The organism is Exiguobacterium sp. AB2, assembly GCF_000696055.1.
GTDB classification, from domain to species: Bacteria; Bacillota; Bacilli; order Exiguobacteriales; family Exiguobacteriaceae; genus Exiguobacterium; species Exiguobacterium alkaliphilum.
The window spans coordinates 32,243-58,637 of the sequence record NZ_JNAA01000077.1; the positions used below are offsets into that span (position 1 = coordinate 32,243).

Consider the following 26,395-nt stretch of genomic DNA (forward strand, 5'->3'; position numbering starts at 1 on the left):
ATCCCTACCTTAGAAACGGTATAGTAGTCTTAAGGTAGTGCGAATTCGTTTACACATCGTAAGAATACGAGTGTGCAATCGCTTTTGCAAGCCCTTTTTACACTTTATAAAAATTTCACATCATGGAGGCGCTTACAATGACGACTTTCACAAAATTGTCATATGCACGGCCCGACTTGGACGCTCTAAACAGCCGATTGTCGGACTATTCAGTCGAATTGCAACAAGCGAGCACACTCGAAGAAGCGAACGAACTCATTCGCCAAATCAACAAGGAGCGGAACGATTTTGAGACGCAAAGTCAACTCGTCGCGATTCGCCACTCAGTCGACACGCGCGACGCATTTTACGAGGCCGAGCAGACGTTCTTTGACGATGCGTTGCCGGTGTACGAGAAAGAAGTGCAGGCGTATTACCGCGTCTTGACTGAGCACGAGCTGCGTAGCCAACTTGAAGAAGAATGGGGCAGCCAACTGTTCGAGCTCGCCGAACGCGCGCTCAAAACGTTCGATGAGTCGCTCATCCCGAAACTGCAGGAAGAGAACCGACTCTCGACGAGCTATCAGAAAGTCATGTCGGCCGCCCAGATCGAGTTCGACGGCAAGACGCTCAACTTGTCCCAGTTCGGTCCATACCTCCAGTCCCCTGATCGTTCGGTACGAAAAGCGGCATCAGAGGCACGCTATACATATTTAAGCAATAACGGAGAAGAGCTCGACCGCATCTACGGCGAACTCGTCCGGGTCCGTACCGACATCGCCCACACCCTCGGCTTCCCGTCGTTCGTCGAGCTCGGCTATGCCCGGATGCAACGCGTCGGCTACGACGAGTCGAACGTCGCAAACTTCCGGAAACAAGTCCGTGACGTCATCGTCCCGCTCGCCTCGAGTTTAAAAGAGAAACAAGCGAAACGGATCGGTGTCGACACGCTCACGTACTACGACGAGTCGTTCGTCTTCCCGGACGGCAACGCCACGCCGCAAGGCGACGAAGCGTTCATCATCGAAGGCGGCAACACGATGTATAAGGAGCTGTCGAATGAGACAGATGCGTTCTTCCAGTACATGCAAGAGCGCGGCGCCCTCGATTTGACGGCAAAACCGGGCAAGTCAGGCGGCGGCTACTGTACGTACCTCCCGTCAGAAGGACTCCCGTTCATCTTCTCGAACTTCAACGGCACGGCCGGGGACATCGACGTCTTGACGCACGAGGTCGGCCACGCCTTCCAAGTGTTCGAGAGCCGTCATTTGAAGACACCGGAATACGCATTCCCGACGTACGAGGCGTGTGAGATCCATTCGATGTCGATGGAGTTCTTCTGTTGGCCATGGATGGAGCTGTTCTTCGGCGACCAAGTCGACAAGTATAAGTTCAATCACCTCGCCGGTAGCGTCACGTTCCTCCCATACGGTGTCCTCGTCGACGAGTTCCAACACGTCATCTACCGGAATCCGGACATGACGGCGGCGGAGCGTCGCCAGGCATGGCGTGACCTCGAGAAGGTGTACCTCCCGCACCGTGACTATGAGGAGAACGCGTATCTCGAGTCAGGGGCATGGTGGCACCAACAAGGCCACATCTTCCAAAGCCCGTTCTACTATATCGACTACACGCTCGCACAAGTGTGTGCGTTCCAGTTCTGGGTACGCATGCATGAGGACCGCGAGGCGGCGTGGAACGATTACCTCACGCTCTGCCAAGCCGGCGGCAGCCGCTCGTTCCTCGAGCTCGTCGAATTGGCCGGGCTCAAGTCACCGTTTGAGGACGGCGTGTTGAAAGAAACGCTCGAGCAGATTGAAGACTATTTGTTGAAGCATCCGCTCGCGAACTAAACACATAAAGCAGGTGAGACCACGCGATTGTGGTCTCACCTGCTTTTTCGTCAAATCACATCGAGCGGTTCTTTCCCGCTCGGTGGTGGGAACGCTTCGTCGAGTGCATCTAAATCGTCCTCGCTCAAGTTGAGGAGCATCGCCGCGCCGTTCTCTTCGACGTGCGCCGCCTGCCCTGCTTTCGGGATGGCGATGACGTTGCCGCTCCGCGTCGTCCAGGCGAGCAGAATTTGAGCTGGTGTCGCACTATACGCCTCGGCGATCCGGTTCACTGTCTCGTCGTTAAAGATTTTCTCCTTCACATCGCTTCCTTCGGCGAGCGGTGAATACGCCATGACCGGGATGCCTTGTTCTTCGTGGAACGGCAGCAAGTCGTGCTCGATGCCGCGGCTGCCGAGATGGTACAGCACTTGGTTGACGGCACAGTGTTTCCCGTTCGGCAAGGCGAGCAGTTCCTTCATATCGTCGACGTCAAAGTTCGAGACGCCCCACGCCCGAATCTTCCCGTCCGCCTTCAACCGCTCGAGCCCGTCGACCGTCTCCTCAAGCGGGATGTCGCCGCGCCAGTGGAGCAAGTACAGGTCGAGGTAGTCCGTCCCGAGCCGCTCGAGCGTGGCGTCACACGCCTGCACGAGTTTGTCGCCACCGGCGTTATGTGGATACACTTTCGAGACGAGGAAGACGTCGTCGCGCCGGTCTCGAATCGCTTCGCCGACGAGCGACTCGGCCTTCCCTTCCCCGTACATCTCGGCCGTGTCGATGACGTGCAACCCGCAATCGAGCCCCGTCTGGAGCGCCTCGATCTCAGCTTTTCGTTTTGAGTCGTCGTCACCCATCCGCCACGTGCCTTGTCCGAGCGTACGTACCTCGCGCCCGTCCGGTAACGTGACGACCTGTTGCTTCAAGGTCGCTAAAATCAATGAATGTGGAATGCGGTTCATGTCGTCTCCTCCTTGTTCCATTCGGTATGCAACGGACCGGCCGTCCCGAACACGGGGTCGGTCTCCGGTTTGGCAATCGTTTCGATTCGATTCACGCTGTCCGGCCGTTCTTCCGGGTTCCCCGTCAACGTGTCGTAGTCGCGTCCGTCCGGATACGCCCCGACGATGGCGAAGTCTTCACTCGCCTCCAATCGGCGGTGACCGGTCCCTGCCGGCAAAATCAAGATATCTCCCGCCTGGAGCGAGACAAGATCCCCCGTCGCCCCGCCGAGCTGCACCGTCGCCCGCCCTGACTTCACGCCGAGCACTTCATGCGTGTTGCTGTGATAATGGTGATAGTCGAACACCCCGTTCACCCAGCTGTTGCCCCAACCGTTGTTCTCGAACGTCGATTGGATGGCATCGGTCTCGGCGAACGCTTCTTTATATAACAACACCGGAAAATACGGGTTGTTCGGGATTGAACCGTCATCTTCAAATCGATACGCTTTCACTTCCATGTTGTCCCCTCCTTGTCTCTGTGACTGTACCCGAGTTGAGCCAACAAAAAACGGCCGCACCCTATTGTGCGACCGATTGATTAGGAGATGACGTCTTCGCCTGTCTGTTCGATATGTCCCTCTCCCCACGCACACATCGCATCCAAAATCGGTTGGAGCGACCATCCGTAGTCCGAAAGCGAGTAAACGACTTTCGGTGGTACTTGTTCATAGACGGTGCGGATGATGACCCCATCCGCCTCGAGCTCGCGCAACTGTTGCGTGAGCATTTTTTGCGTGATGTTCGGCATGAGCTTTTTCAACTCGCTCGTCCGGCGTTCGCCTTTGATGAGATGACACATGATGACGACTTTCCATTTGCCGCCGATGACGTCGAGCGTCGCCTCGACCGGGATGTTGTATGGCATGAAAACGGGAGGCTGGCCTTGCTCGCCCTCGCCATCAGCGCCTTCGGCATCGGGACGACCGAGTTCGTTCCGGTCGGACTGCTCGCCTCCATCGCCAGTGACTTGAATATCGGCATCACGCTCGCCGGTCTCATCATCTCCGGTTACGCGATCGGCGTCGCCGTCGGCGCACCCATTTTAACCGCGCTCACGAACCGGATGAATCGCAAGACGCTACTCATGACACTCATGGTCGTCTTTATTATCGGAAACTTGGTTTCCGCCCTGTCGACGAGTTTTGAACTGCTGATCGCCGCCCGGTTCATCACCGCCTTTTCTCACGGGGTCTTCTTCTCGATTGGGGCGACCATCGCCGTCCAACTCGTCCCGCCACATAAGAAGGCGAGTGCCATCGCCCTCATGTTCACCGGCTTGACGGTCGCGACCGTCACCGGCGTCCCGCTCGGCACGTTCATCGGGCAGGCGTTCGGATGGCGCGCCACGTTCTTCGCCGTCGCCGCACTCGGGGTCGTCTCAATCATCGCCAGTTTCTTCTTGATCCCGAACGACTTGAAGCAGTCACCGCCGGCGAAGTTCTCGGATATGTTGAAATTGCTCACGAACGGCCGTATCCTACTCGGCTTCTTGATCACCGCGCTCGGTTACGGCGGCACGTTCGTCGCCTTCACGTATTTGACGCCGATTTTGCAGGACGTGACGAACATCAGCCCGAGCTTGATCAGTATCGTCCTGCTCGTCTACGGAATCGCCGTCGCCATCGGCAACTGGGCGGGCGGTAAATTCGCCAATGAAAACCCGTCCAAGGCGTTGTTCTATATGTTCATCGTCCACGCGGCCGTCATGTCGTCATGTCGTTCATGATTCCGTTCAAAGTCGCGGGCCTCATCGCCATCATGTTGATGGGACTGCTCGCCTTCATGAACGTACCTGGACTTCAGCTATATATTGTACAACTCGCTGAAAAATATGTACCGGCCGCGGTCGATGTCGCGTCGGCGCTCAACATCGCCGCCTTCAACATCGGCATCGCACTCGGTGCGACCATCGGCGGTATCGTCGCGGACTTGATTGGTCTCGTCCATACGCCATGGATTGGTGGTCTCATGGTCATCCTCGCTGCTATCTTGACCGCTGTCTCACGTCGTTTGAAGGCAAAATAAACGGGACATCATAATCAATCATCCATTTGTTGTTTGATTTGATGAAGAACGATTGACCGACGCAGTCATCGATGAGCTCAAAAAATGAATGCTTCCACATTTCGTGCCACTTTCGTAAAAGAAACACGCCAAAAAGAGACGACTTTCTCATATAGGAAAGTCGTCTCTTTCGGTATCGCTCGTTTTATCGTGTACTTCGCCGCCTGTCTCCAATCTTTGTAAACATTCTCCGGACAAACTTGCATTCATGTCAGCGTGAAGACATGTTCTGCTTTTTTTCAAACAGATGTACGACCCATAAAACGATACCAACATAGATTGGAAGGCCAATCATGAATGTCAGGAGGTTCTTCGGAACAAACGTATTGTAGCCATATAGAAGGAAGATGGACAAAGCGATGGTGACTGCTTATATCAATAAGCTTTTCATGAATGTCAGCGCTCGACCTTCATTTGGAGGGGCTCTCCCTCTGACACCGGGATACCCGCTTCCCATAGTTCAATCGAAAGCGAGACGATAGCGTTATCCTCTCGCGGTGCAGTCATCTTCCGTTTCGTAGCCAGGTCGAGCATTCCCCAACATTCTCCGTCCACGATGAACGCGACTCTCGATGACCGGTCGTTCCAGGCGAACCCGACTTCTTCACATGCTTCAATCGGTGGTGAAATTTGATCGTAAATCCAGAGCGCATCCGCAACCCCTTCCATCTCTAACGCATCGTTCAATGGGCAAAAATAAACGTACCCCGTCTCCCCGTCGTCCTCAAAGACACAGACGTAGCGTTCGTTTGGTGAGGCCGACTCAATCACAAACGTTTCTTCCTCATTCATCTTGAATCCCCCTTATCGCGAACAATAGGAAAGCCAAGTCATGAGACGACTTGGCTTTCCCGTTTAGTTCACTTTATTCTCGAGCTGTTGCAACTTCGTCGAGTAATACTCGATGATGTCACGGCGCCGGATAATACCGATGAAATACTTGCCATCATCGACGACCGGCACGAAGTTTTGATCGGTGATTGCATCAACGAGCTCCTCGATTTGCGCCGTGATCGCCACCGGTTTATAGCGTACGCGTTGCTTGATATCTTTCAGACGTGTCCGGAGCACTTTTTCGTAGTCTTCTTCCCCGCGAAGCTGTTCGGCGAGTGCCCAGAGTAAATCCCCTTCTGTCATCGTTCCGGCATAAAAGCCGTTCTCGGACACGAGCGGCACCGAGGTGAAACGGTGATGTTTCATCTTCTCAAGCGCTTGGCGTACCGTCGACTCCGGGTCTAAATATTTGACGTCTTCTTTCGGATATAAAAAGAAAGCGATGTTCATCTCAAATCTCTCCTCAATCTGTTAATCCACCCCATCATTGTACCATGAATCGTGCGGACGACCGCAATAAATGGTCGCTCCCCACAATTGTTTCACCATCCTTTCATCGATTTGTCCATTCTGATTGAAAACGCTTGCCGGATGAGCAAATCCGACGACGTGTCTCCCACATTATGTATACCCGAAATAAAACTGTGCTATCCGTCTCGTTACGTAAAAAAAGCGCCCAAAATCAGGCGCCTTGTCCCATCAAATGAACCGCAACAACGTCTCGTTGAACTTCACCATCTCATCAAGCACTGTCCCGTGCCCACTCTCTTCGAACCGTTCGATGCGTGCGTTCGGGATCCCTTTTTCCATCTCCTCGGCAAACTCGAACGGGCAAATTTTGTCATGGACACCGTGAATGATGAGCGTCTCGACCGCGACGTGTTGCAAATCGTCTCGTAGGTCTTCATCACGCAACGCTTTCGCCGAAGCGATTGTCCCTTGGCTCGATGCGACGAGCGAGAGATGATGGAACCAGTTTTGCATCGGTTTCGAGTATTCTTTTGCAAAGAAAATCTCCCCGAACCCTTCGAGCATCTTCGGGCGGTCTTGTAACGTGTCTTGAATCAACGCGTCGACTTCTTCTTTTGTCATCCCGTACGGATAGTCCGGACGTTGTGTGAACACCGGCGCGGCGGCTCCGGCGAGCACTAATTTCTTCAAGCCGTCGTCCGGGTAGTCGACCGCATAGCGGATGGCGATCGCGCCACCCATCGAGAAGCCGACGAGCGTGAAGTCCTTGACCCCGAGCCCGTTGACGACCATGTGCACGTCAGACGCCATCGTCGCGTAATCGTAGCCCGTCGCCGGGGCATCCGATTTCCCATAGCCGCGATAATCAATCCCGACGTAGCGATAACCTGCCTCGAGTAGCGCATTCTTCTGATACTCGAACATGTTGTTGTTCGCCGGCCAGCCGTGCAAGAAGACGACCGCTTCCCCAGTGCCGACGTCGTCGACATAAATGTTTGTCCCGTCATGTGCCGTAATATAGTTCCCCATTGTATGACCTCCGATGATTCGTGTTGAGCCGTTGTTGCCCACAAGCGACTTTTCCCGTTCTGTGGAAGTGAAAACCTGTCAACGCGCGCGCCACAGCTCCTCGGCCCGTAAGACGTGCTCGACCGCTTTCGCCCCTTCCGCGAGCACAGCTTCGCGCCACGCCGCATCTTCCGGATAAAACATGGCCATAAATTCTTTACGAATCTCGTTACGCGCCGTCGGGTCTTTCGTCCCTTCGAAATAGAGGCGATTCTCCAGAATGATTGTCAAAAATTCGCGAATCGTCGCTTTCGTCGACGTCCCGAACGTACCAAACTCGAACAACGCCGAGACGAGCCGTTTGTCCGGATAGTGGGTATCGCGGACATAGTAGAAATGGTTCGTCGAATCCCCGAGCACGTCCTGCGGATCATACGTTTGGACGTTCGTTAGCCCGTATGTCTGTTTCAACGTGTCGACGTCACGGCCATCCCGTTCACTGACGACCATCGTCACTTCGTTCGTCGGGCCGAGCGCGGTGTGCCAGTCCATATGGGCGACCCGGTCGTAGCGCTCGAGCAGGTCGTGCTGCACTTCTTTTATAAAGGTGGCCGACGGCTCATCGGCATCGCCGCCGTAATAGACGCCTTTCGGGAACTGATACTGCCCCATCCCTTTCGCTTCCTTCATCGCCTCGAACCCGTCGAGCTTGATACCGGAGCCGAGGAACGAGTAGATGTGCTCGCGGGCTTCATGATAGTCGTCAATCACACCGTCCGGGACGAACAGGTGACGCATCACCTCATACTCTTTGTTGACGTTTCGCGGCAACGACTCCCGGTCGATGACGTAGTTCCGATTTAAATCGACGTTATGCTCGTTGACGCGGCGAAAACGCTTCATCCCCCACGGATTGACGGCGTGGATGAGACAGATCCCGGTCGATTCGTGCCGGACGTGTTGAAGCTGTGTCTCGACGAACTGATGCGTCACGGCCGCGCCCGCATACCCTTCGATGCCGTGCTCCCCGATCGTCATGAGGAGCACCGCCTCGCGCGAGCCCGGCGGTTCCCCGATGATGACGTCGATCGTGCCTTCTTCAATCGTGTGCGACATCGACCGTGCGCTCGGGTAATAGTGTTTCACCGTGTCGAGCAAGCCGAGAAACTTCTCGCGCGACTCTTCATAGGAACTTGAAAAATAATGACTCATGTTGCATCCCTCCTCGTCTCTTCTGTTATCCCATTCCCATTCCGTCGCATGCTAAAAACGCCTCCTTTCGGGGGCGCTTAATATGTCCGAGCCTTTCGATTATGGTGCTGTCGTCGGAACTCGAACAAGTAGACGAGCGGGGCGAGCAAGACGGCACCGAACAACCAATACGCACCCGGGCTCTCAAACAACGCATTGAACGAGCGGAAGAACCAGGCGACGACGGCGAAGGCGACGAGCAGTTCGGCCGTCCAAATGACGCCTCGACGAACGGCGAGCGTGAGCGTTCCGGTCTTCAAGAAATACGCCGCACCAAATGCGATCAAGAAGGCAGGGAAGCTCGAGAACCAAAGCATTCGGTTCAACGTCGCTTCGGCGAAGTAGCTATTCCCGAGCGAGATGGTGATCAAATAGTGGGCGACTACAATGAGCAAAACGACAATCCAACCGACGAGGACATCACGTTCCCATTTTTTCATCGTTCTCCCTCCTATTTAGAGAAAAAGCCATACTTCTATTTACCCGTTTTCGAAACCATTCGACTCTTCCTCCACAGAAAAAACGCACTCCGTTTGGAATGCGTTTACTCAATTCTCAAACAAATGATTGGCCCAGTTACGAGCCCGTTCAAGTTCTCCGTCTTTCAGCGGACCTTCTTTCCCAAGGACGAGGAACGATTCTTTCAACACCGGTTCCGCGCCTTTTTCAAGCAGGGACCGTTCGATTCGTGTCGAGGCGTACCCGAACCACTTCACAATCTTCCCGACGAAAAAGCCCTGGTCTTCCTCGGCCATGCTCGTATCGAACGCAGCGGCTCGCATCCCGCGTAACGCATGGTCAGACATGCCGTCTAAGAACGTCTTGACGTCCTCGGTCTCCCTTCCGCCGTGCGTCGGCGAACCGACGACGAGTAAGTCCAAGTTCGCCAAGTCCCCGTACCCGATGTGACCGACTTGTTCGGCCCTGACTTGATGCAGTTCCCCGAATCCGTCTTTGATGGCATGGGCGACTTTTTCCGTGTGACCGTACATCGAGTCATAGATGATGAGGATTTTCATGCGATTTCCCTCCCATAAACGAACGACCTCTGTTATCTACACAGAACTATTCCCTTAATGGTGAAGCGTTCATCATGAATCTCTTCTTTTCTCAATAATCCTTAAAAGCACCTCTAACTCCTCGACTTCATAATCATCCGCTTCGGTCTCGCGGTACGTCTCGATATATGTGCGCAACACATCTAATCCGTCCTTCATCTCAAACGTGAGTGATTTCAGAATTTCTAGATGTAAATCTGCCCAGTTCCATGTATCTACCGACTTCAAGACATTTAATAGTTCGAGATACACCACATCATTCGATAGCATGTTGATAGCAGAACAGATAGCCGGATCGAGTTCATTTGCCGTCTCCAGACTCATCTCGCTCAACTCTTCAAAGTCATAGTCTGACATTCCGAGAATCAACGCGATGCCTTGTTTTAACCTCATCTCATGATCTTGAACAATGAGTACATCACTAACTCGTGCATCAACGAACGACTGGAAGCTCGACAACGAAGTATAATCAAGTTCGAAGATAGGAAATTTTTCACTGAATCGACGTCGCATTTCTTTGATAACTTGAGTGAACGACTTATGACTTGTATCAAACGAACGCGCGATTCGCGGATACAGTTCTGGATCATTCGCCAGCCCCACGATGAGATCGACAAGTTGTTGTTTCGTTAACTTTTGGAGTTGTTGTCTCACATTACGGTTTGAAGGCGCTGCCACCTTTTCCCGCAACAAAAAGTATGCGGCGACCTCGTGTTTACAGTGCCCTTTCGTATATGGACAATCGCAAGACGAATCGACAATATCAATACCTGATAACGTGATGAGGAGTTCGTATGTTTCCGACCCTTCCGCTGTAAGATAATATGTCGATTCTCGTTCTGACTCCACGACGACCCGACCATCGAGCCAATATTCATAGCCACGATCCAATACGCGATTTGGTATATGGTCTACAAAATCATATAAATTCATTGTCGTTTCCTCACTCTACTGAAAATGAACAATGCGGCCCCAATTCCTAGGGCGGCATACGCCACCTTATCCAAATGGTCACGCATGCTGAACGGGGCGTCATGCCTATACTCGGCCCGTTTCCACCCCGACTCGTCCTCGACCGCGAGCACGTTCTCAATCGCTTCCCCGTTCACTTTTCGATAGGTCGTCCCAATCGGATACATGTTCGAGGCGTCCCCGTAATAGCTGCCGTCCATATCGTCCGCCAACGTCTTCACCTCACCGACGACTTCACCCAAATCGCCCTCCAATACGGCAACATCCATCACTTCATACACTCGTCCGTCCAACACGACGAACGCATACGCCCACGACAACGCTTGGGCCGACAAGGAGATGGACAGCAACAATAGCACCAATCCGATGACGCGCCTCATCGAATCGCCCAGACGAACGTCGCTGAGTCGTTCAAGTCGATCTCGTCCGGTTCGAGTTCCGGCATCGCCGCCTCTGAGAAGAGCACCTCGTCATGGAGCGTGAGACGCGTCGGTGAATAAAGATGGAGCTCGCCCCACGTGTAATCGATTTGAAGCAATTCGCCGAGCGACGCCCCGGCTCCTTTCGCCAACAGTTCGGCCCGATGGCGCGCGTTCGCCGCCGCACTCGCGAGCAGTTCATCTTGAATCGTATCCGCATCCTTGATTGTGAACGAGATGGACAGCTTCGGTTCGGCTAGCGAGTTGCTGACGTGTTCGATGACCGCGGACAACTGTTTCGTATCGAGCGGAAACTCGAGTTTCGTCTTCTGCTGACAGACATAACCCCGGAACCGCGATTTATAGTTGCCTTGCTTGTCCCGGTAGCTCTCGTAGTCCGTGTCAATCGAGAAGTCGGTCGTCTTTAAATCCGTCTTTGCGAAACCGGCCTGCTCAATCGCTTTATGGAGCCGTGTGACGGCGAGCGCCGCCCCGTTCATCGTCTCCTCATAACGGACAGCTTTTGACGTCAACTCCATTTTCACGACAATCAAATCGGGCATGGCCGATACTTTTCCCGTACCTTTGACAGTGATTGTGCGGTCCATATGATTTCCCCCTTCATTGCTCGCGATTCAAAACGGCATACTGCTTTTAGTTCACGAAAATGCGTAATAACGCATAATTTCGATATTTACGATTTCTCCGCTCTGTGTTCGAGGCGTACAAGAGTTCTTTGTCAACAAGTTGATGGAGTGCTTTCCGAACCGTGTTAGGTGAATAGCCCGTCATTTCGACACCTTTCGCCACCGTCAAAATCGGTTGTTCAAAGCTCGTAATCCATAGTTTCCGTTCCGCTTCGTTTTCAATTAGTTGCTCACCTTCTGTCAGCAAGCGATTGGCTTTATTCAATTGATCCAATAACTTTGTCGCCATTCGTTCTGAAGCATCAACGAAAAACAGTAACCATTTTCCCCAATCCGACCGGTCTCCACGGACACCGTTGAGCAAATCGTAGTAGCGGGCCTTTTCTTTCTCAAGTTCTTCACTCACAAAGAAGATGGGATGCGTGATCGCTTTTTGCTGCAGGAGATAAAGCACAATTAGAATCCGTCCTAAACGTCCATTCCCGTCCAAAAACGGATGAATGGATTCAAACTGAGCATGCATAATTCCTGTTTTAAGAAGTGGAGCCGCTTGTTCGTTAATGACATAGCCGTCTGACTTTAAATGGTTCTGCGGTAGCAATCGTCCGTAAGAATCCGTATTGATAAATTTTTCTAAGTTCTCCATGTATTCGTTAATCAAATGAGCCTCTACCGGAATGTAAGAAGCATCTTCTAATCGATTCGTCGGCCCGATGAAATTTTGAATTTTACGGAACTCACCGGCTGAACTGACTTCGCCTCGACTTCCTTTCATCAAAATCTCATGTAACTGCTTGATCAATCGCGTCGTCACCGGATAACCATTTTCGACAGATTCATAACCAAATTGCAAGGCTCTCATATAGTTCTGAATTTCAATGATATCGGAATCGTCACTTTTCTTTAGCGAAGACTCCATCATGTCAGTGAATGTCACTTGTGACCCTTCGATTTTCGTTGATTCCACAGACTCTTGAAGCGATAAGAGTTGCATCAATTGTTTGCTTGCTTTCGAATGCGTCAATTCAACATCGAGTTTTCCAAGTAGCGTATTCACATGCGCCAACCGTTCCAGTAGTTTGATGGCTTGTGTGATTTCTATTTTGACAGGTAATTTGGTTAATCCTTGTATCACCATGACACTCATCCTTTAAGTCATATTTATTATAATATTGACTTAATAATAATCCATCATCTTTTAAAAATCAAATAGTCATAAAACATGATCTACTAAAACTTAGTCATCATGAACACCTCTATGTCATCAAGTGTTTCAGCGCCACGTAGCGACGGATAGGCGTCTCGACTGAAGACGAGCCCTTCGTCCGTGTTCAAGAACATGTAACGCTCACCGTCCGGAAAACCATAGTCGCTGATGTCGCTCAGTTGGAGCGTCGCCCCATTCTGCTTCCAAACAAACGTGTCGTCATATGGAACCGCGATGAAAATCCCTTCCATACCAAGACGAAGCTCGGAGACGACGGACGCTTCCGACTGGAGCACTTCGGAACCGGCACCTCTGACGGTGAGCACGTTGATGTCGCTTCCCGGCTCAACTACACCTTGGTAAGTATCGGTCACGCCAATCGTCACAATCGACTGATATTCCGCTTGTCCGTTGAAGTCGAGCTCGATGTGGTCAATCTGTTGCACGACGCCCCGTACCACCGCAGGTTCCCATTTCGAGAACAGCTCGTCTTCACTCATCTCGGCAAGGTTGGCCGACGACATCCCGACATCGATATCCTCTTCATCGATATATGCGACCGACATGTTGCTCGAGCTGTCCGACAGCGGAATCAATTTTTTGAAGCCGTCCCATGTCACGGCGAAGAGTGTGACCGCGGCGGCTGTGATGAGACCGCCAATCCAACGCCAATGTCTTTTTTCTTATCCTCGACTTCCATCGATTCCTCGACGAAACGGTCATCGACGTCCCCCATCAAACGTGTGAGCCGATCTCCGTTCATAGCGCCACCCCTTCCGCTTCGAGCACTTGCTTCAAGTCATTACGGGTCCGAAGCAGCACCATTTTCACCTTGCTCTCGCTCACTTGGCGCATCTTCGCGATATCTTTAATCGACTGAAAGTGAAAATAACGTCCCATGAAGATTTGTCGGGTCTCTTGCGGCAACTGGGCCAAAAACTCGTTCAACAACTCGACAACCTCTGAATCAGTCGCGACTGAGGAGGCAAGACAGTGCTCGAGCTCACTGACGATGAGCGGGACTTGCCCGGCTCCTCGTTTCTTGGCGTTCGCTTTCTCATAATTATGGAGCGAAACGTTCCGGACCAGCTTTGCCAAATAGGCGGCGAGGCGCATTGGACGCGTCGGCGGAATCGCTTGCCACGCCTTCATGTACGTGTCATTGACGCACTCGTCCGCGTCCTCTCGACTATGCAAAATGTTATAGGCAATCGTATGACAGTAGCCGCCGTACTTTTGTGCCGTCGCCTCAATCGCCCTCTCGGAACGACTCCAATACAAATCGATAATCGCTTGATCGTCCAATTGAATCCCCCTCTCGATGTACTTACATCTTTATAGACCGGAAATGAAGTCCATCGGTCACAACTTCTGTAAAAGTTTTTTGGCGCGGCTCTTCAAGGCCGGACTTCCCTCCTCGAGTTGGGTCTCGAGCAAGGCTCTCAGTTCGTCACGGAATCGCGGATGCACGGCGCTCAAGTCGAATATCGCCTGCAGAGCGTTAACGATGACGATGGCGCTCGTCTCCGTGGCAATCCAATCGGTGAGCACATGAGCGATGTCAGCCGCCTCTTCCTCCGTCCACGTCATCCGTGGCATGAGTTGGGCCAAGTGCCACCTCACTTCTTGTTGGATGGCAATCTGTAGTTGCTGGAATAAGGACGACTGATGCGCTCGCAGCAGCTCCGGGTGATGGCGTGTCACTTTTTCCATCGCGTCTGCGCTCCGCATCCGGACGACGGGACGGTCATCGGTCAAGCCGGTCATCAATTCGCTGAATCGGTCCGGGTCGTTCCCGACGTAAGCGACGACCGCATCAACGTGACCAACTGAGCGCAAATCCCCACCACTCAATACTTCTCGGATATCCATGCTCCCACCTCTTTCTTCTCTCTCATTTTACAAAAAAAGGGACTCAGTAGACACTGAATCCCGATGTATTCCGATTAGTTATTCTCTTGCTTCAAACGGTCGATGATATTATCCGACTTCACTTTCGAGATGGCATACAGCATCGAAGAACCGACGATCAGGAAAATCACGACCGTGACGAACACAATATCGCTCCACGGCAACGTGAACGGGGCTTCGAACGTGTTGATTTGCGCACGATAAATGAGGTACATGATGAGCACACTGACCGGCACGCCATACGCCAGCGCCTTCATGCCGTAGAAGATGCTCTCATAATACGCCATCTTGTTGAACCCTTTCGGTGTCATCCCGACCGACCGCAGCATCGCGAATTCGCGACGACGGAGCGAGACACTCGTCGAGATCGTGTTGAAGATGTTCGCCACCGAGATGAGCGAGATCAAGACGATAAACCCATAGACGAAAATCGATAACAGCAACAACACCTGCTCTTGTTGTTCACGCTGCTCCGACACGTTGAAGATGTATTGGTCCATATTTTGTTCCGCCTCAATCACTTGTTGCGTCGCTTCCGGATTACTCGTGTTCAAGGCGATGGATGGGCTCGATTGCTGCATCAACTGACCGATCGCATCTTCTTCAAACGTCCCTTCCCGAACGATCACATCAAGCCATCCAAGTGAGCTCGTCATCACACCGGTCGGGGGGACGTCGGTCATGGCGCCGATTTTGATTGTTTTGAGCGGTGCCGTCTCGTCCGTTGCGTTCTCGTCCCGGAGTTCAAGCGTATCGCCGATTTCGGTCTCAATCGTCTTCGAGTTCACAAATTTCTTCTTGTCGACGTCTTGATACGATACTTCATCAATCAAGACGGCACCCGGTATCTCTCCGTCTTCAAAATTGCTGGCGGATGCCCCGATCTGCTTCAAGTACGCATCGAAACTCTCATCATCTAATTGATAAAGAGAAACGTAGTACACAAATTTCCCATCGACGAACGTGGACACCAAGTCTTCATTCTCGGTGACCGCGCTCGGTAACCGTGCTTCGTCGACCATCGTCTGGACGGTCGTGTTCTCGAAGTACGTCCCGCTCGTCACATGGTCCAACGTCTCATAGCGACGTAAGTCATCTTTACTGAGATTCGACCCGTTCACGAGAATATCGAACTCATACGTGCCTTGTGACATCTCGAGTGACTGTTCGAGTCGATCCGTGAAGTAACTGACGACTAAAAACAGCACGATACTGATGACGAGCGAGAACACCGTCGCCAAATACCGTTTCCGGTTGCGTTTTGTGTTTTTCAGCCCAATCTCCGCTTCCAATCCGAAGATCCGTCGCACGAGTTTCGACGTCTTCACGTTCTTCGACGTCAGTCGCACGTCCTGGGTCTGACGAATCGCGTCAATCGCAGAAATCTTCGAAGCGCGGCGCGCCGGCAGGTAGCAGGAAATGAAGATTGTTACGCTCGAAATGAGGACCGTCAACAAGAGTGTGAGCGGTGTGACGACGACTTCAAACTTCTCCGTCACGTTGAGCGCCTTCTCCGCAAAAGCGTTGATGAACAAGAACGTGACCCCGATTCCGGTCACCCCGGCGATGATACCGATCGGGATGCTAATCCCTCCGATGATCAGTCCTTCAAAAAAGACCGAGTTTCGTTTTTGCCGTTTCGTCGCCCCGACACTCGCGAGCATCCCGAGATAACGCGAGCGCTCAGATACGCTGATGGCAAAAGCGTTATAAATGAGCGAAATCGAGCCGATGACGATAACCGCCATGATGATGCCACCGAACCCATACAGTGTCTTGCGCAAGCCGTCATCATCCGTCACCCCATAATAGCGGAGCAACGATGAGTTATAAGCGACCCCTTCAATCTTCTGTTCGTTCATCACTTGTTTCGTATCCTCATAGATCGAGCCGTTCACGTCGTTCAAGGCGACGAACGTATCGACGATCGCACCGTTCAACGCTTTGTCGTCAATGTATCCGACGACCGTATAGCCCGGCGACCAAGTCGGCTCCCAGGCTGGGCGCGTCATCGTGCCGACGACGGTCAACGTCACCGTATCCTCGATTTTCAACTGTTCAAGCATCGTCTCCCCGTCACGGATCAAGCCATCGTTTTGGGTTAATACGCGACCTGATGATTCGTCCATGCGCTCACCGATCTCAATCGTCAATTCATCCCCGATATTGTACGTGACTTGCGCATTTTGACGGATGGCCTCAGAAATAACGACTTCGCCTTCTTTGTTTGGCAAGCGTCCCTCCGTCAAGTCGACGGGAAAGTTCTTGAGCCCTGACGTGTTATAGTTCCGGACGTATAAGTACGGTTTATAGGCATTCTGTGAATTCTTTAATTCTGCATAGCCGTCACTTGAAAGGATGACATCCTTCGTCGATGCATCATTTCGAATTGCCTCGACCTGCTCCTCATTCGTGTTGATGTATTGGACGTGCCATTCTCCATTGTCCGCGATGTCTTGACGGATCATCAAGTCTAAGAACGATGAACCGAGTGTCGTCACAGCCGTGATCATCGCCACCGAGATGATAACCCCGATGATGGTGACGAGCGAACGCCGCTTGTTTTCACGCAAGTGTCGAATCGTCATTTTATTGATGATGTTCATGAGCGGACGACCTCGTTCTTCGCAATCTTCCCATCCTCGATCGAGATGATCCGGTCGGCCTGCAAGGCGATTCGTTCGTCATGCGTGATGATGATCAGCGTCTGATTGAACTTCTTGTTGAACAGTTTGAGGAGGCTCATGATTTCTTCACTGTTTTGACTGTCCAAGTTCCCTGTCGGCTCATCGGCCAAGATGATGGCCGGGTTGCTGATGAGCGCCCGACCGATGGAAACGCGTTGTTGCTGCCCACCAGACAATTGGTTTGGCAGATGAGTCAATCGGTTCGACAGACCAAGGATGCCGATGATGCGCTCCAAATGGGCGGCGTCGACTTTTTGCTCGTCCAACAACATCGGCAGTGTGATGTTCTCCTCGACCGTCAAAATCGGGATTAAGTTGTAAAACTGATAAATCAAACCGATTTGACGACGACGGAAGATGGCGAGCTGTGTCTCGTCTAACTTGTAAATATCCGTATTGTCGATCAACACCTGTCCACTCGTCGGCACGTCGACGCCGCCAAGCAAATGCAACAATGTCGACTTTCCTGAGCCAGACGGACCGACGATACAGACGAACTCACCTTTTTTCACGGTGAATGAGACGTCATCGAGCGCTCGGACTTCCATTTCGTCTTTCCCGTAAACTTTTGATAAATGTTTCACTTCTAAAATATTCATATGCACCCTCCAGTACTTGATCTACTTCGAGTGTACCGAGTGAGTGTGACACGTCCGTGACTCGAAAGTGACTGTTTCGTCACTTAAGCGATTAGACGATTGCTTTGTAGAATCGAATTTGAAACGCAGTCCCAGCTCCGCGTTCACTACGTACGGTCAATTCACCTTGTTGGCTTGTGATGATGCTGTGGGCCATGGCGAGCCCGATGCCGACGCTGTCGTCACTCGCATTCATACCCTTATAAAAACGTTGGAAAATGTACGGGATGTCTTGTTTGGCGATGCCGCTCCCCGTGTCGCGGATGATGATTTCTGTGTACAGTGTGTTCTCGCTGAACTCGATGAACAGCTCGCCTTGTTCCGGTGTATGCTCGACGCAATTCTTCAAGATGTTGATGAGCGCCTCGGTCGTCCACTTTAAATCGCCTTCGAACGTGACGTCGCCCTCACCCGCGATTTGGAGCCTTTGCATTTTAATATCGATTGGCACAAGCATCGGTTCCGTCACGGCTTGAACGAGCACGGGGACGGACACCGGTTCCCGTTTGAACTGAATCGTCCCGGCATCGATTTTAGACAGCTTGAGCAGTGACGAGACGAGCCACTCCATCCGCTCGAGCTGCACCTGCACGTTATGCGTGAACTCTTGACGCTTGTCATCTGACAGCCTTGGGTCACTGAGCAAGTCCGCCATGACGGTCATCGATGTGAGCGGCGTCTTCAGCTGATGGGAGATGTCGGAGATGGCATCCGTCAACTTCTGCTTATCCTCTTCGAGATGCGTCCCTTGCTCGGACAGCATCTTCGTCACTTTATAGATTTGGCTCTTCAATAGACTGAGCTCGCCTTCACGGTTGTCGCGGACATCGAGTTTATAATTGCCGTTGCTGATCTCTTGCAGGTAACTCGACAGCTGATTGATTTCCCGATAGCGCCACGTCGTGAACCGATATGTCACGATCAAGAACGCGATCGACAAAAGGAGGACGAGAACGACGGCCTCCATCGATAGGAACAACGCTGCGACGATGGAGGCCAACCCGATTATAAGAAGCAGACTGAGCAAATAGAGACGGATTTCTCGATTTCGTAGCATATTATCCCTCCACCTTATAGCCAATCCCGCGAACCGTCTTAATCAACGTCGGCCGCTGCGGGTCATCTTCGAGTTTCTCGCGTAATCGTTTGATGTAGACGGTTAACGTATTGTCGTTCACAAAGTCCCCGCCCATGTCCCAAATTTGGTCGAGTAGTTGCGCTCGGGACAACACTTGTCCTGTATGTCTGCCGAAGATGAGCAATAGGCGATATTCAAGCGCCGTCAACAGGATCTCGCTTCCATCTTTTTTGACTTTGGCGTCTTGGGTATTGATTTCAACCGCCCCGATTGTCAAAACGGGTGAGCTGGCTTGTTTATGGTAGCGGCGCAACACCGAGTGAATCCGTGAGATGAGTTCACGGACCCGGAACGGTTTGGTGATGTAGTCGTCCGCCCCCATATCGAGTCCCATGACGACGTTCACTTCATCATCGAACGCTGTCAAAAAGATGACAGGTGTATCCTGTTTTTGTTTTACGAGCCGACACAAGTCATAGCCGCTCCCGTCCGGCAACGACAAGTCGAACAGACACAGGTCAATCGTATGTAACTGTTGTTCAATCAACTTGGTCGCATCAGCCACGTTCTGGCATAGCGTCGTCGTGAATTGTTCTTGCTCGAGTGAATATTGGAGACCGGAAGCGATCGTCCGGTCGTCTTCGACGATTAGAATATGCATGGTATTCCCTCCTGACTCTTCTCCTCATAATATAGCAGTCTTTTTCAAATGAGGAGACAAAACTAAAAACCGAACGAGACATCTCGTTCGGTCAGGTTATGCTTTTGTCACGCGAAGGCATTCCGGTCGTTCGAACCCATCTGCACCTAAAAAACGTAGCGCATCCATCGTCAACTCATCGCGCGTGATTGACTTGACGCTTGGTTCGGTCTGTTCATCGACCCACACTTTCCAGATTTCAACCTCATCCGCGGTCTCGAGATGGTCGACGATATACTCAACGAGCTGTTCGGCTCTCGCATCCGTATAACGCCAACGCAATTCCACGACGTGTGGTTTTTCCGAGTACGCCTCAACATTCTCCACGTTATAGTACAAGTCGCGCTTGATCTCAATCTCGTCGAGCTGCTCTTCCGACTCGACATTCATCAAAATCTTTTCGTCACGGTCGAGGTCCTCATCGTCTGTGAGCATGTCAGGCAAGATGACACCTTTTTTGATGGCCTCGTTGATGGATAAGAACTTGATGTACGGATTTTCGACTTCTTTCAGCAGCCGGTCGCTCGTTATAAATTGGAATTCACTCATGAAAAAACCTCCTCATGTTTTAATTTATACATCACGCTCGACCAGCTGTCGTTTTTCTTTCAACTTTACTAGTTTTCGATATTGTTTCACCACGAATACAATAAACAGTACACTTACAGTGAAATTCAAAATCCATATGAACGGGACGGCATCGTTCGCTATATTAAGAAATGTCACAAATAAGTTGAGATACAGCACAAAACTATATAGTTGATAGATACGTTTTTCATGACGAATTTTCGAATCAATATCCGAATAGAGCTGGAACGGACCTTCCTCGGTTCGTTTTTTTAAGTAAATCCAACGATACGAGGTCGCCACAATCGTAATTCCCATCTCCTCTAATAACTCAAAGTAAGCATCTGACTTCGGGCTGTTAGGCAATTCTTCAAGTAACTCAATCCGATACGTGTACTCATTCGGATTCCCCCGCCTAAACTCATAACGACCTAACTTAAATTGTTCGAGAAACCATCCTTGTGCCGCCATTTTATTCAACCATTTCTCTTCTTTTTCATAATCGACATATACACGATAAACTGTTTTTGTTTTCATGATCGGTTTGCTCCAATCCACTGTTTCCCGTTTGCGACGAGCTCTTCAAGGCGAACAAGTTCGGCTTCGAGCACTGATTGTCCATCTATGGTGATGACATACTCCTTCTTTCGTCCGCTTGCTCCTTCGACCGCCTCAATCCATCCCTTTTCTACCAGGCTGCTGAGTGCCCCATACAAGGTCCCCGCCGCCAATTGAACGCGATCGTGGCTCAATTCTTGTACAAACTGCATGATGCCGTATCCGTGTCTAGGAATTTGTAGCGACAGTAAAATGTAATAAACCGCTTCCGTCAAGGCGATGCTTCCAGCTGATTGTGCCATAGTTGTCCCCTTTACTTCGTCTAACGATATATCGGCTTCCGATATAATTAGTATATCCTAAAAATTGGTGGATGACTACAAGAAAAAAAGGGACCCAGTATACACTGAATCCCTTCAAAAACTTATTCAACTGTCGACGCCGCCTCGGCAAGCGCAGCTTCTTCTTTATGATAGTTCTCGACGAACGCATCAAGTTGCGCCCGCACTTCGTCTGTCGATTTCGTGTCCATGAGCTTCACACGGAGGTCGCTCGCCCCGCGGAACCCTTTCACGTAGATCTTGAAGAAGCGGTGCAAGTTCGAGATTGAACGCGGCACCTCTTCTTGGAACTTGTCTTGCAAATCGAGTTGGAGACGAAGCAAGTCGAGGTACTCTTCCATCGAGTGCTCACGCGGCTCTTTCTCGAACGCGAACGGGTTCTTGAAAATCCCGCGGCCGATCATGACGCCGTCGACGCCATATTTCTCGACGAGTTCTAATCCCATTTGACGGTCAAGGATGTCACCGTTAATCGTGATGAGCGTGTCCGGTGCAATCTCGTCACGCAGTTTGACGATATCCGGGATCATCTCCCAGTGCGCGTCGACTTTACTCATCTCGTTGCGTGTGCGCAAGTGAATCGACAAGTTGGCGATGTCTTGCTTCAAAAGATGCGTCAACCAGTCACGCCACTCGTCGAGCTTCGCGAAACCGAGACGCGTCTTGACGCTGACCGGGATGCCGCCGGCTTTCGCCGCTTGAATGAGTTCGGCTGCGACGTCAGGACGGAGGATGAGGCCGCTCCCTTTCCCACGCTTGGCCACGTTCGGGACCGGGCAACCCATATTGATGTCGAGGCCTTTATAGCCCATCTCGGCCATGCCGATGCTCATCTCACGGAAGTAATCCGGGTTGTCACCCCAAATGTGGGCGACCATCGGCTGTTCGTCCTCGGTGAACGTCAAGCGTCCACGCAAGCTGCCTTTCCCTTCCGGATGGCAATAGCTGTCCGAGTTGGCGAACTCGGTGAAAAACACATCAGGGCGTCCCGCATGGGCGACGACGTGGCGGAAGACGACGTCCGTGACGTCTTCCATCGGGGCAAGTATAAAGAATGGACGCGGAAGGTCGCGCCAGAAGTTTTCTTTCATAAAATCATTCCCTTTCGTAATCAATCCAACAAAATCACTTTATCCATTCTATTATGGACCAGGGAATGTATCAACTGTTTCACCTAAATGATAGGGTACAATAGATAAAACGCTATTATGTTTGAGGAGAATTCATATGATTATTTGGATCAACGGCGCATTCGGTTCAAGCAAGACGATAGCCGCCAAACAATTGCAACAACGCCTAGCGAATGCTTTTCTGTACGACCCAGAACAAGCCGGCTTCTTCATTCGTGACAATCTGCCTAAAGTCATGCGACTGCCCGACTTCCAGCAATATCCGGAATGGCGGGCGTTCAATGTTGAGATGGTGGTGAAGATTGCCACTTCTTACGACGTCGTCATTCTTGTTCCGATGACACTCGTTGAGCCTACATACGCCGATGACATCACCGGGAGCTTAGAACGAGATGGCTTTCCGGTTCATCACTTTATCTTAAGTGCCTCGAAACGTACGCTCGAACACCGTCCGAACAAACAATCTATGTGGTTCAATTCGTGGAGAAAACAACAAATCGACCGTTCTCTCGATGCGTTCGTCGACGATATCAATGGCAAAACGATTCACATGGATAAGTTGTCCTACGATGCGGTCGTCGACGCTATTTTATAAAGTACCTGGATGAATTAAAGGGCATCTTCCCATCGAGTGATAAATGTTTTAGGACAATGATTCCCTTCATCTCCGCCTCCCCTTTCGGTCACTAGTAAAAAAGCCTCCGATTATTCAATCGAAGGCACATGAAATGGATTGAATTTTTACTTTCTTCTTAGTTTCTATATAGGCATCTTTCTTTCAATTCTCCACTAGTAATTTTTCTATTATTTATAATCCAAGAAAAAACAACTTATATCTGTCTTCAATACTTAACGAATAATTTAAGAATGCTTTGTTGTAATTATTTGACTTATTGATTAGCTGTCGCAGTTTATCGAAGTTATCTTGTTGTTTTTCTGATAAATTTTGAAAAGCTGTTTGGATCTCACTTATATTACTACCTGTAATATAATCAAGAAATTTTGCCATTAAACCGGTTATAATATCTGAGATTTGAATCATTTTATTATCTTTTGAATCAGATTGACTAAAATTTGTAATTAATTCACCACCATAACTTGGTTGCAGTTTCTCAACCAAAGAAAAAACTGTACTTTCCTCATCAAAATCATGTTTGGAGTTGATGAACATATATATTGGTTGTAAGTAGAAATGCATGAAGTCTTCAATAAGTATATGATCTTTATTACCTTCTAGAAAAACCATTTCTCCTTTCGATATCGATTCCTTTAGTATATGCCTAAGCGAGACTAGTCCAACTTCAAGATTACTTTTTTTCTCATACACTCTGATTAATTCAATTAGCTCTTCTATAAAGGGAACAATCCTGTCTTTCATTAAATTGGGATATCCGAATGTACTAATCAAATTTATGAACTTTTCAGGGTCATTCTTTGTAGCTGTATACAGGTTACTCTTCATAACATCTACAAATCCCCTATCTAACTTCATTGCGATTTCTGAGTTTGCAACCGCAGAATCAACAATATCAACAATCGAGAAATAGAATGGATTCAGAGCAAAATAATGAATATATAAATCTGATTCCAACAACCATTCAAAAAATGTAGTCAATCGTTTACTCTCAAGACATTGAATAAAGTTACCTTTTGAAATATTTTTTAGCTTAATATCTACAACATTTTCTTGAAGCATTAAATTATTTTTCAGCTTACAATAGTCAAAATTGATAGAATTCTCTTCGTGTACAACTCCCCCGAGAACAAAGTTTGATTCGATTGGTGCATTAAGTCTTCCCTCACGTATTCTAAACCGCCTGATATTATTCGATTCATCATAATAAAAATAATGTTTCTCATTCATTCCCGTCAAACCATGCAAGTGTATTGTAATATCACGTAATTCTTTCGTTTCAAACATATCTATACCCCACCTCAATTATTTGATTCAAAAAAGAGTCCGCCAACAGTTTGTATAATACATCTAATTGCCCATGTGTATTACTAATGATTATACTCCCTTGTTAACGACAGACTAATATTGACAGTTTTTGCTCGATACGACTTCACACCAAACAATATAAAGCAACGTTTCTTACTTGTTCATTTTGGTCCTAATTAAACAAAAACCAATACACTATTGAGGGGTTCATTATTGAGAAATTCTTTAGTATTTGATAATTATTAAAGTCCACTAACACTTAGAAGTATGATCACTCCTATATATTTAATCTATTCCTTGTAGGGCTTTATGGGTGTTGCAAAGATTGGTTAACACACCTCTTACACCATGACAACAAACGGAAACAGTCAGTTCATAAATTAGATAGCCTAGCGGATGCTCTGATGTATAAAGGACAATAAATACTAGTCCCTGGTATGACATAATGCATCTTTTAAATGAACCGATGTTTTTCGCCAACTCATGACCTTTAAAATCGATTGTTTTGCAATTGTCATTTTTCATATTGTCTGCAGTCTGATTAATAAAATCACCTGCCTCGCTTTATCGAAATCCGGTGAAGACATCAACGTTCGTTATGTGATGGCAGACTTTTTATGTAAGCATTAAATCTGAGAGCATATGAAACATGGTCGCATACTGCTTAACCAACACTTGATTACGAGCAAACAGTCATAGTTCAAAATGTACTATCGCATAAAGATACGCAAAAGCAATCTCAATCTCGCTCTCTTTAAGTCCGTTTTATTCACCGATACGTAGGAGATATTCATAAATCCCGGATAGAAACATCTCACCTTACATTTGCTTTTAGCGAAATAAAATCCCAGGTTTCCCAGAAATTCAAGAATGAGTAGGTACACTAGCGATATGTTTTTTCATCGGACGACCGACCTATAAACTTGAATCAACTTAATCATTGTTTTGAAGCTAAGTTTTTTCTTTTAATAAGATTAAAATTAGATTTTGATTATAATATTATATTGAATTTTTTCTAGGTATTGATAAAGTATTTTGCAAATGAATTTCTTTCCCTTCAAGTATAGGATAGAGGAATTCGCTTCTTTGATTAGCAAAATTATTATTTGTTTGTTTTAAAATATGCTCTTGTAAATTTGATAAAAAATAGGGCACAGTCAAATCCTCAGGCAATTTATAAAAACGATACGAAGCGTGAGGAGATTCGTTTCTAGCTTCTGCCTCCCAGAACTTAATAAAAAATCTATCTCCTAAAGCAACGTGATTGACTAACCCACCCATATTAATATCATTTATACTTAATTTCTGATAATAACTATCGATATTTGACGATGCTGCTTGATATGAAAAAATACCGTTAAATATGATTCTGTTCAAATTCTTTTCGATTATTTGAGCATTTTTCTGAGCCGTACTCATGATTTCAAACAAGTTCCCAACAGTAACCTTAGATTTTACCTCTACAATACCTAAAACGTTATCTGGAGTAGTAATTATAAAATCTCCTTCTGAAAACAGTACAGGATAAGAATTGTCATATATAATAATATCAATTTGTTTTGTAATTAAATTTTGATTCCTTACAAACCCCGTACCAACGGATATGTTGTTTGGCAATATTCTCCTCAAATAATTCATTAAAATTACTTCTTTATATTTTCCTTCTTCTCCCCAATGTGAATCATCAATCAAATGTCTCACTCTATTTTCAAATGCTTTAAATTCTCTTCCAATAGATTTTTGGTACTTTAAATAATCGGGCATGATTAAGTTTCCTCCGTTAACAAGAAATTGTATCTATTTTCTCTTTGTTTAAAAGCTGGCTTCCCACCTTCTAAAATTTCGCAAACTTCAAATCTAATCTTCTCATTTTCAAGACTTCCATTTTGGTAATAGTACTTTACTTCGTTAGGGTTAGGATTTTCCAGATCATGTTCATTAGCTACAATAATATTTTCACTATCTGAAGCTACCACTATATTTGCATTATGAGTGACCACAAAAACTTGCCTTTTTTCTTTTGTTTCCTTAAATATTCGACCAATTCTTTAACAATAGCTCTGTTATCTAAATTGTCTTCTGGTTGATCAATAAGCA

Annotated in this window: 29 protein-coding genes and 1 pseudogene; 3 read left to right on the forward strand and 27 right to left on the reverse strand. The window is 49.0% G+C overall.

Annotation, left to right across the window (positions count from 1 at the left end; all coding sequences use genetic code 11):
• Window positions 1-137 precede the first annotated feature (137 nt).
• Window positions 138-1,832, forward strand: a complete 1,695-nt coding sequence (locus tag DI14_RS10380) for a M3 family oligoendopeptidase (RefSeq protein ID WP_034808270.1) — start codon at window positions 138-140, stop codon at window positions 1,830-1,832.
• A gap of 50 nt (window positions 1,833-1,882) precedes the next feature.
• On the opposite strand, the gene DI14_RS10385 is transcribed toward DI14_RS10380, so the two are convergent.
• The 3 genes from DI14_RS10385 to DI14_RS10395 form a co-directional block, all read right to left on the reverse strand.
• A complete protein-coding gene (locus tag DI14_RS10385) occupies window positions 1,883-2,773 on the reverse strand; it encodes an aldo/keto reductase (RefSeq protein WP_034808272.1) in 891 nt (296 codons plus the stop codon).
• Window positions 2,770-3,273 carry a cupin domain-containing protein gene (locus tag DI14_RS10390; protein ID WP_034808274.1) on the reverse strand — a complete coding sequence of 168 codons (504 nt, stop codon included), beginning with the start codon at window positions 3,271-3,273 and terminating at the stop codon, window positions 2,770-2,772. The genes DI14_RS10385 and DI14_RS10390 overlap by 4 nt, the downstream gene beginning before the upstream one ends.
• Before the next feature lie 80 nt (window positions 3,274-3,353).
• On the reverse strand, window positions 3,354-3,680 hold the full coding sequence (locus DI14_RS10395) for a helix-turn-helix domain-containing protein (protein ID WP_021066521.1): 327 nt from the start codon (window positions 3,678-3,680) through the stop codon (window positions 3,354-3,356).
• 12 nt (window positions 3,681-3,692) lie between these two features.
• Here DI14_RS10395 and DI14_RS10400 point away from each other — a divergent pair.
• Window positions 3,693-4,840, forward strand: a pseudogene (locus tag DI14_RS10400) (MFS transporter).
• A 435-nt stretch (window positions 4,841-5,275) separates the two neighbouring features.
• Here DI14_RS10400 and DI14_RS10405 read toward each other — a convergent pair.
• The 22 genes from DI14_RS10405 to DI14_RS10505 form a co-directional block, all read right to left on the reverse strand.
• On the reverse strand, window positions 5,276-5,671 hold the full coding sequence (locus DI14_RS10405) for a DUF2251 domain-containing protein (protein WP_034808276.1): 396 nt from the start codon (window positions 5,669-5,671) through the stop codon (window positions 5,276-5,278).
• Window positions 5,672-5,734: 63 nt separating this feature from the next.
• Window positions 5,735-6,163: a CBS domain-containing protein gene (locus DI14_RS10410; protein ID WP_021066516.1), complete on the reverse strand. Its 429-nt coding sequence runs from the start codon at window positions 6,161-6,163 to the stop codon at window positions 5,735-5,737.
• Window positions 6,164-6,412: 249 nt separating this feature from the next.
• Window positions 6,413-7,213 carry an alpha/beta fold hydrolase gene (locus tag DI14_RS10415; RefSeq protein ID WP_034808278.1) on the reverse strand — a complete coding sequence of 267 codons (801 nt, stop codon included), beginning with the start codon at window positions 7,211-7,213 and terminating at the stop codon, window positions 6,413-6,415.
• A 78-nt stretch (window positions 7,214-7,291) separates the two neighbouring features.
• Window positions 7,292-8,404, reverse strand: a complete 1,113-nt coding sequence (locus tag DI14_RS10420; protein ID WP_034808281.1) for a M14 family metallopeptidase — start codon at window positions 8,402-8,404, stop codon at window positions 7,292-7,294.
• 77 nt (window positions 8,405-8,481) lie between these two features.
• A complete protein-coding gene (locus DI14_RS10425; protein WP_034808282.1) occupies window positions 8,482-8,883 on the reverse strand; it encodes a hypothetical protein in 402 nt (133 codons plus the stop codon).
• A gap of 108 nt (window positions 8,884-8,991) precedes the next feature.
• On the reverse strand, window positions 8,992-9,462 hold the full coding sequence (locus DI14_RS10430; protein WP_034808283.1) for a flavodoxin family protein: 471 nt from the start codon (window positions 9,460-9,462) through the stop codon (window positions 8,992-8,994).
• A gap of 72 nt (window positions 9,463-9,534) precedes the next feature.
• Window positions 9,535-10,434 (reverse strand): SWIM zinc finger domain-containing protein, encoded by a 900-nt coding sequence (locus tag DI14_RS10435; RefSeq protein ID WP_034808284.1) that lies wholly within the window; start codon window positions 10,432-10,434, stop codon window positions 9,535-9,537.
• Window positions 10,431-10,853: a hypothetical protein gene (locus tag DI14_RS10440; protein ID WP_034808286.1), complete on the reverse strand. Its 423-nt coding sequence runs from the start codon at window positions 10,851-10,853 to the stop codon at window positions 10,431-10,433. The genes DI14_RS10435 and DI14_RS10440 overlap by 4 nt, the downstream gene beginning before the upstream one ends.
• A complete protein-coding gene (locus DI14_RS10445; RefSeq protein WP_034808288.1) occupies window positions 10,850-11,500 on the reverse strand; it encodes an SIMPL domain-containing protein in 651 nt (216 codons plus the stop codon). The genes DI14_RS10440 and DI14_RS10445 overlap by 4 nt, the downstream gene beginning before the upstream one ends.
• A 46-nt stretch (window positions 11,501-11,546) precedes the next feature.
• A complete protein-coding gene (locus DI14_RS10450; RefSeq protein WP_034808290.1) occupies window positions 11,547-12,677 on the reverse strand; it encodes a Fic family protein in 1,131 nt (376 codons plus the stop codon).
• 92 nt (window positions 12,678-12,769) lie between these two features.
• Window positions 12,770-13,342: a hypothetical protein gene (locus DI14_RS10455; RefSeq protein WP_152545901.1), complete on the reverse strand. Its 573-nt coding sequence runs from the start codon at window positions 13,340-13,342 to the stop codon at window positions 12,770-12,772.
• Window positions 13,343-13,362: 20 nt separating this feature from the next.
• Window positions 13,363-13,509: a hypothetical protein gene (locus DI14_RS15475; RefSeq protein WP_160165650.1), complete on the reverse strand. Its 147-nt coding sequence runs from the start codon at window positions 13,507-13,509 to the stop codon at window positions 13,363-13,365.
• On the reverse strand, window positions 13,506-14,051 hold the full coding sequence (locus DI14_RS10460; RefSeq protein WP_034808295.1) for an RNA polymerase sigma factor: 546 nt from the start codon (window positions 14,049-14,051) through the stop codon (window positions 13,506-13,508). Before DI14_RS10460 ends, DI14_RS15475 begins: the two co-directional genes overlap by 4 nt.
• Before the next feature lie 57 nt (window positions 14,052-14,108).
• Window positions 14,109-14,618: a hypothetical protein gene (locus DI14_RS10465; RefSeq protein ID WP_034808297.1), complete on the reverse strand. Its 510-nt coding sequence runs from the start codon at window positions 14,616-14,618 to the stop codon at window positions 14,109-14,111.
• Window positions 14,619-14,692: 74 nt separating this feature from the next.
• Window positions 14,693-17,263 (reverse strand): ABC transporter permease, encoded by a 2,571-nt coding sequence (locus tag DI14_RS10470; protein ID WP_034808300.1) that lies wholly within the window; start codon window positions 17,261-17,263, stop codon window positions 14,693-14,695.
• Window positions 17,260-17,943: an ABC transporter ATP-binding protein gene (locus tag DI14_RS10475; RefSeq protein ID WP_034778726.1), complete on the reverse strand. Its 684-nt coding sequence runs from the start codon at window positions 17,941-17,943 to the stop codon at window positions 17,260-17,262. Before DI14_RS10475 ends, DI14_RS10470 begins: the two co-directional genes overlap by 4 nt.
• Before the next feature lie 91 nt (window positions 17,944-18,034).
• Complete coding sequence (locus DI14_RS10480) at window positions 18,035-19,039, reverse strand: sensor histidine kinase KdpD (protein WP_034808302.1); 1,005 nt, start codon at window positions 19,037-19,039, stop codon at window positions 18,035-18,037.
• Between the two features lies 1 nt (window position 19,040).
• Window positions 19,041-19,721 carry a response regulator transcription factor gene (locus DI14_RS10485; protein WP_034808304.1) on the reverse strand — a complete coding sequence of 227 codons (681 nt, stop codon included), beginning with the start codon at window positions 19,719-19,721 and terminating at the stop codon, window positions 19,041-19,043.
• A 96-nt stretch (window positions 19,722-19,817) separates the two neighbouring features.
• Window positions 19,818-20,309: a hypothetical protein gene (locus DI14_RS10490; RefSeq protein ID WP_034808307.1), complete on the reverse strand. Its 492-nt coding sequence runs from the start codon at window positions 20,307-20,309 to the stop codon at window positions 19,818-19,820.
• Between the two features lie 24 nt (window positions 20,310-20,333).
• Window positions 20,334-20,864 (reverse strand): DUF2812 domain-containing protein, encoded by a 531-nt coding sequence (locus DI14_RS10495; protein WP_051622682.1) that lies wholly within the window; start codon window positions 20,862-20,864, stop codon window positions 20,334-20,336.
• On the reverse strand, window positions 20,861-21,187 hold the full coding sequence (locus tag DI14_RS10500) for a PadR family transcriptional regulator (protein ID WP_034808310.1): 327 nt from the start codon (window positions 21,185-21,187) through the stop codon (window positions 20,861-20,863). The genes DI14_RS10495 and DI14_RS10500 overlap by 4 nt, the downstream gene beginning before the upstream one ends.
• Before the next feature lie 122 nt (window positions 21,188-21,309).
• A complete protein-coding gene (locus tag DI14_RS10505) occupies window positions 21,310-22,317 on the reverse strand; it encodes a tRNA-dihydrouridine synthase (RefSeq protein WP_034808311.1) in 1,008 nt (335 codons plus the stop codon).
• 136 nt (window positions 22,318-22,453) lie between these two features.
• Here DI14_RS10505 and DI14_RS10510 point away from each other — a divergent pair, with 136 nt between their 5' ends.
• Window positions 22,454-22,951, forward strand: coding sequence for a tunicamycin resistance protein (locus DI14_RS10510; protein ID WP_051622683.1), 498 nt, complete (start codon window positions 22,454-22,456; stop codon window positions 22,949-22,951).
• Between the two features lie 213 nt (window positions 22,952-23,164).
• Here the strand turns inward: DI14_RS10510 and DI14_RS10515 are convergent, their stop codons facing one another.
• Both DI14_RS10515 and DI14_RS10520 read right to left on the reverse strand, forming a co-directional pair.
• Window positions 23,165-24,277 (reverse strand): DUF3800 domain-containing protein, encoded by a 1,113-nt coding sequence (locus DI14_RS10515; RefSeq protein ID WP_051622684.1) that lies wholly within the window; start codon window positions 24,275-24,277, stop codon window positions 23,165-23,167.
• Window positions 24,278-25,297: 1,020 nt separating this feature from the next.
• Window positions 25,298-26,062 (reverse strand): DUF6602 domain-containing protein, encoded by a 765-nt coding sequence (locus DI14_RS10520; protein WP_034808314.1) that lies wholly within the window; start codon window positions 26,060-26,062, stop codon window positions 25,298-25,300.
• Between the last annotated feature and the right edge of the window lie 333 nt (window positions 26,063-26,395).

Coding starts and splice junctions, on each gene's coding strand:
- DI14_RS10380 (WP_034808270.1), top strand. CDS start 138: ATGACGACTTTCACAAAATTGTCATATGCACGGCCCGACTTGGACGCT.
- DI14_RS10385 (WP_034808272.1), bottom strand. CDS start 2,773: ATGAACCGCATTCCACATTCATTGATTTTAGCGACCTTGAAGCAACAG.
- DI14_RS10390 (WP_034808274.1), bottom strand. CDS start 3,273: ATGGAAGTGAAAGCGTATCGATTTGAAGATGACGGTTCAATCCCGAAC.
- DI14_RS10395 (WP_021066521.1), bottom strand. CDS start 3,680: ATGCCATACAACATCCCGGTCGAGGCGACGCTCGACGTCATCGGCGGC.
- DI14_RS10405 (WP_034808276.1), bottom strand. CDS start 5,671: ATGAATGAGGAAGAAACGTTTGTGATTGAGTCGGCCTCACCAAACGAA.
- DI14_RS10410 (WP_021066516.1), bottom strand. CDS start 6,163: ATGAACATCGCTTTCTTTTTATATCCGAAAGAAGACGTCAAATATTTA.
- DI14_RS10415 (WP_034808278.1), bottom strand. CDS start 7,213: ATGGGGAACTATATTACGGCACATGACGGGACAAACATTTATGTCGAC.
- DI14_RS10420 (WP_034808281.1), bottom strand. CDS start 8,404: ATGAGTCATTATTTTTCAAGTTCCTATGAAGAGTCGCGCGAGAAGTTT.
- DI14_RS10425 (WP_034808282.1), bottom strand. CDS start 8,883: ATGAAAAAATGGGAACGTGATGTCCTCGTCGGTTGGATTGTCGTTTTG.
- DI14_RS10430 (WP_034808283.1), bottom strand. CDS start 9,462: ATGAAAATCCTCATCATCTATGACTCGATGTACGGTCACACGGAAAAA.
- DI14_RS10435 (WP_034808284.1), bottom strand. CDS start 10,434: ATGAATTTATATGATTTTGTAGACCATATACCAAATCGCGTATTGGAT.
- DI14_RS10440 (WP_034808286.1), bottom strand. CDS start 10,853: ATGAGGCGCGTCATCGGATTGGTGCTATTGTTGCTGTCCATCTCCTTG.
- DI14_RS10445 (WP_034808288.1), bottom strand. CDS start 11,500: ATGGACCGCACAATCACTGTCAAAGGTACGGGAAAAGTATCGGCCATG.
- DI14_RS10450 (WP_034808290.1), bottom strand. CDS start 12,677: ATGGTGATACAAGGATTAACCAAATTACCTGTCAAAATAGAAATCACA.
- DI14_RS15475 (WP_160165650.1), bottom strand. CDS start 13,509: ATGAACGGAGATCGGCTCACACGTTTGATGGGGGACGTCGATGACCGT.
- DI14_RS10465 (WP_034808297.1), bottom strand. CDS start 14,618: ATGGATATCCGAGAAGTATTGAGTGGTGGGGATTTGCGCTCAGTTGGT.
- DI14_RS10470 (WP_034808300.1), bottom strand. CDS start 17,263: ATGAACATCATCAATAAAATGACGATTCGACACTTGCGTGAAAACAAG.
- DI14_RS10475 (WP_034778726.1), bottom strand. CDS start 17,943: ATGAATATTTTAGAAGTGAAACATTTATCAAAAGTTTACGGGAAAGAC.
- DI14_RS10480 (WP_034808302.1), bottom strand. CDS start 19,039: ATGCTACGAAATCGAGAAATCCGTCTCTATTTGCTCAGTCTGCTTCTT.
- DI14_RS10485 (WP_034808304.1), bottom strand. CDS start 19,721: ATGCATATTCTAATCGTCGAAGACGACCGGACGATCGCTTCCGGTCTC.
- DI14_RS10490 (WP_034808307.1), bottom strand. CDS start 20,309: ATGAGTGAATTCCAATTTATAACGAGCGACCGGCTGCTGAAAGAAGTC.
- DI14_RS10495 (WP_051622682.1), bottom strand. CDS start 20,864: ATGAAAACAAAAACAGTTTATCGTGTATATGTCGATTATGAAAAAGAA.
- DI14_RS10500 (WP_034808310.1), bottom strand. CDS start 21,187: ATGGCACAATCAGCTGGAAGCATCGCCTTGACGGAAGCGGTTTATTAC.
- DI14_RS10505 (WP_034808311.1), bottom strand. CDS start 22,317: ATGAAAGAAAACTTCTGGCGCGACCTTCCGCGTCCATTCTTTATACTT.
- DI14_RS10510 (WP_051622683.1), top strand. CDS start 22,454: ATGATTATTTGGATCAACGGCGCATTCGGTTCAAGCAAGACGATAGCC.
- DI14_RS10515 (WP_051622684.1), bottom strand. CDS start 24,277: ATGTTTGAAACGAAAGAATTACGTGATATTACAATACACTTGCATGGT.
- DI14_RS10520 (WP_034808314.1), bottom strand. CDS start 26,062: ATGCCCGATTATTTAAAGTACCAAAAATCTATTGGAAGAGAATTTAAA.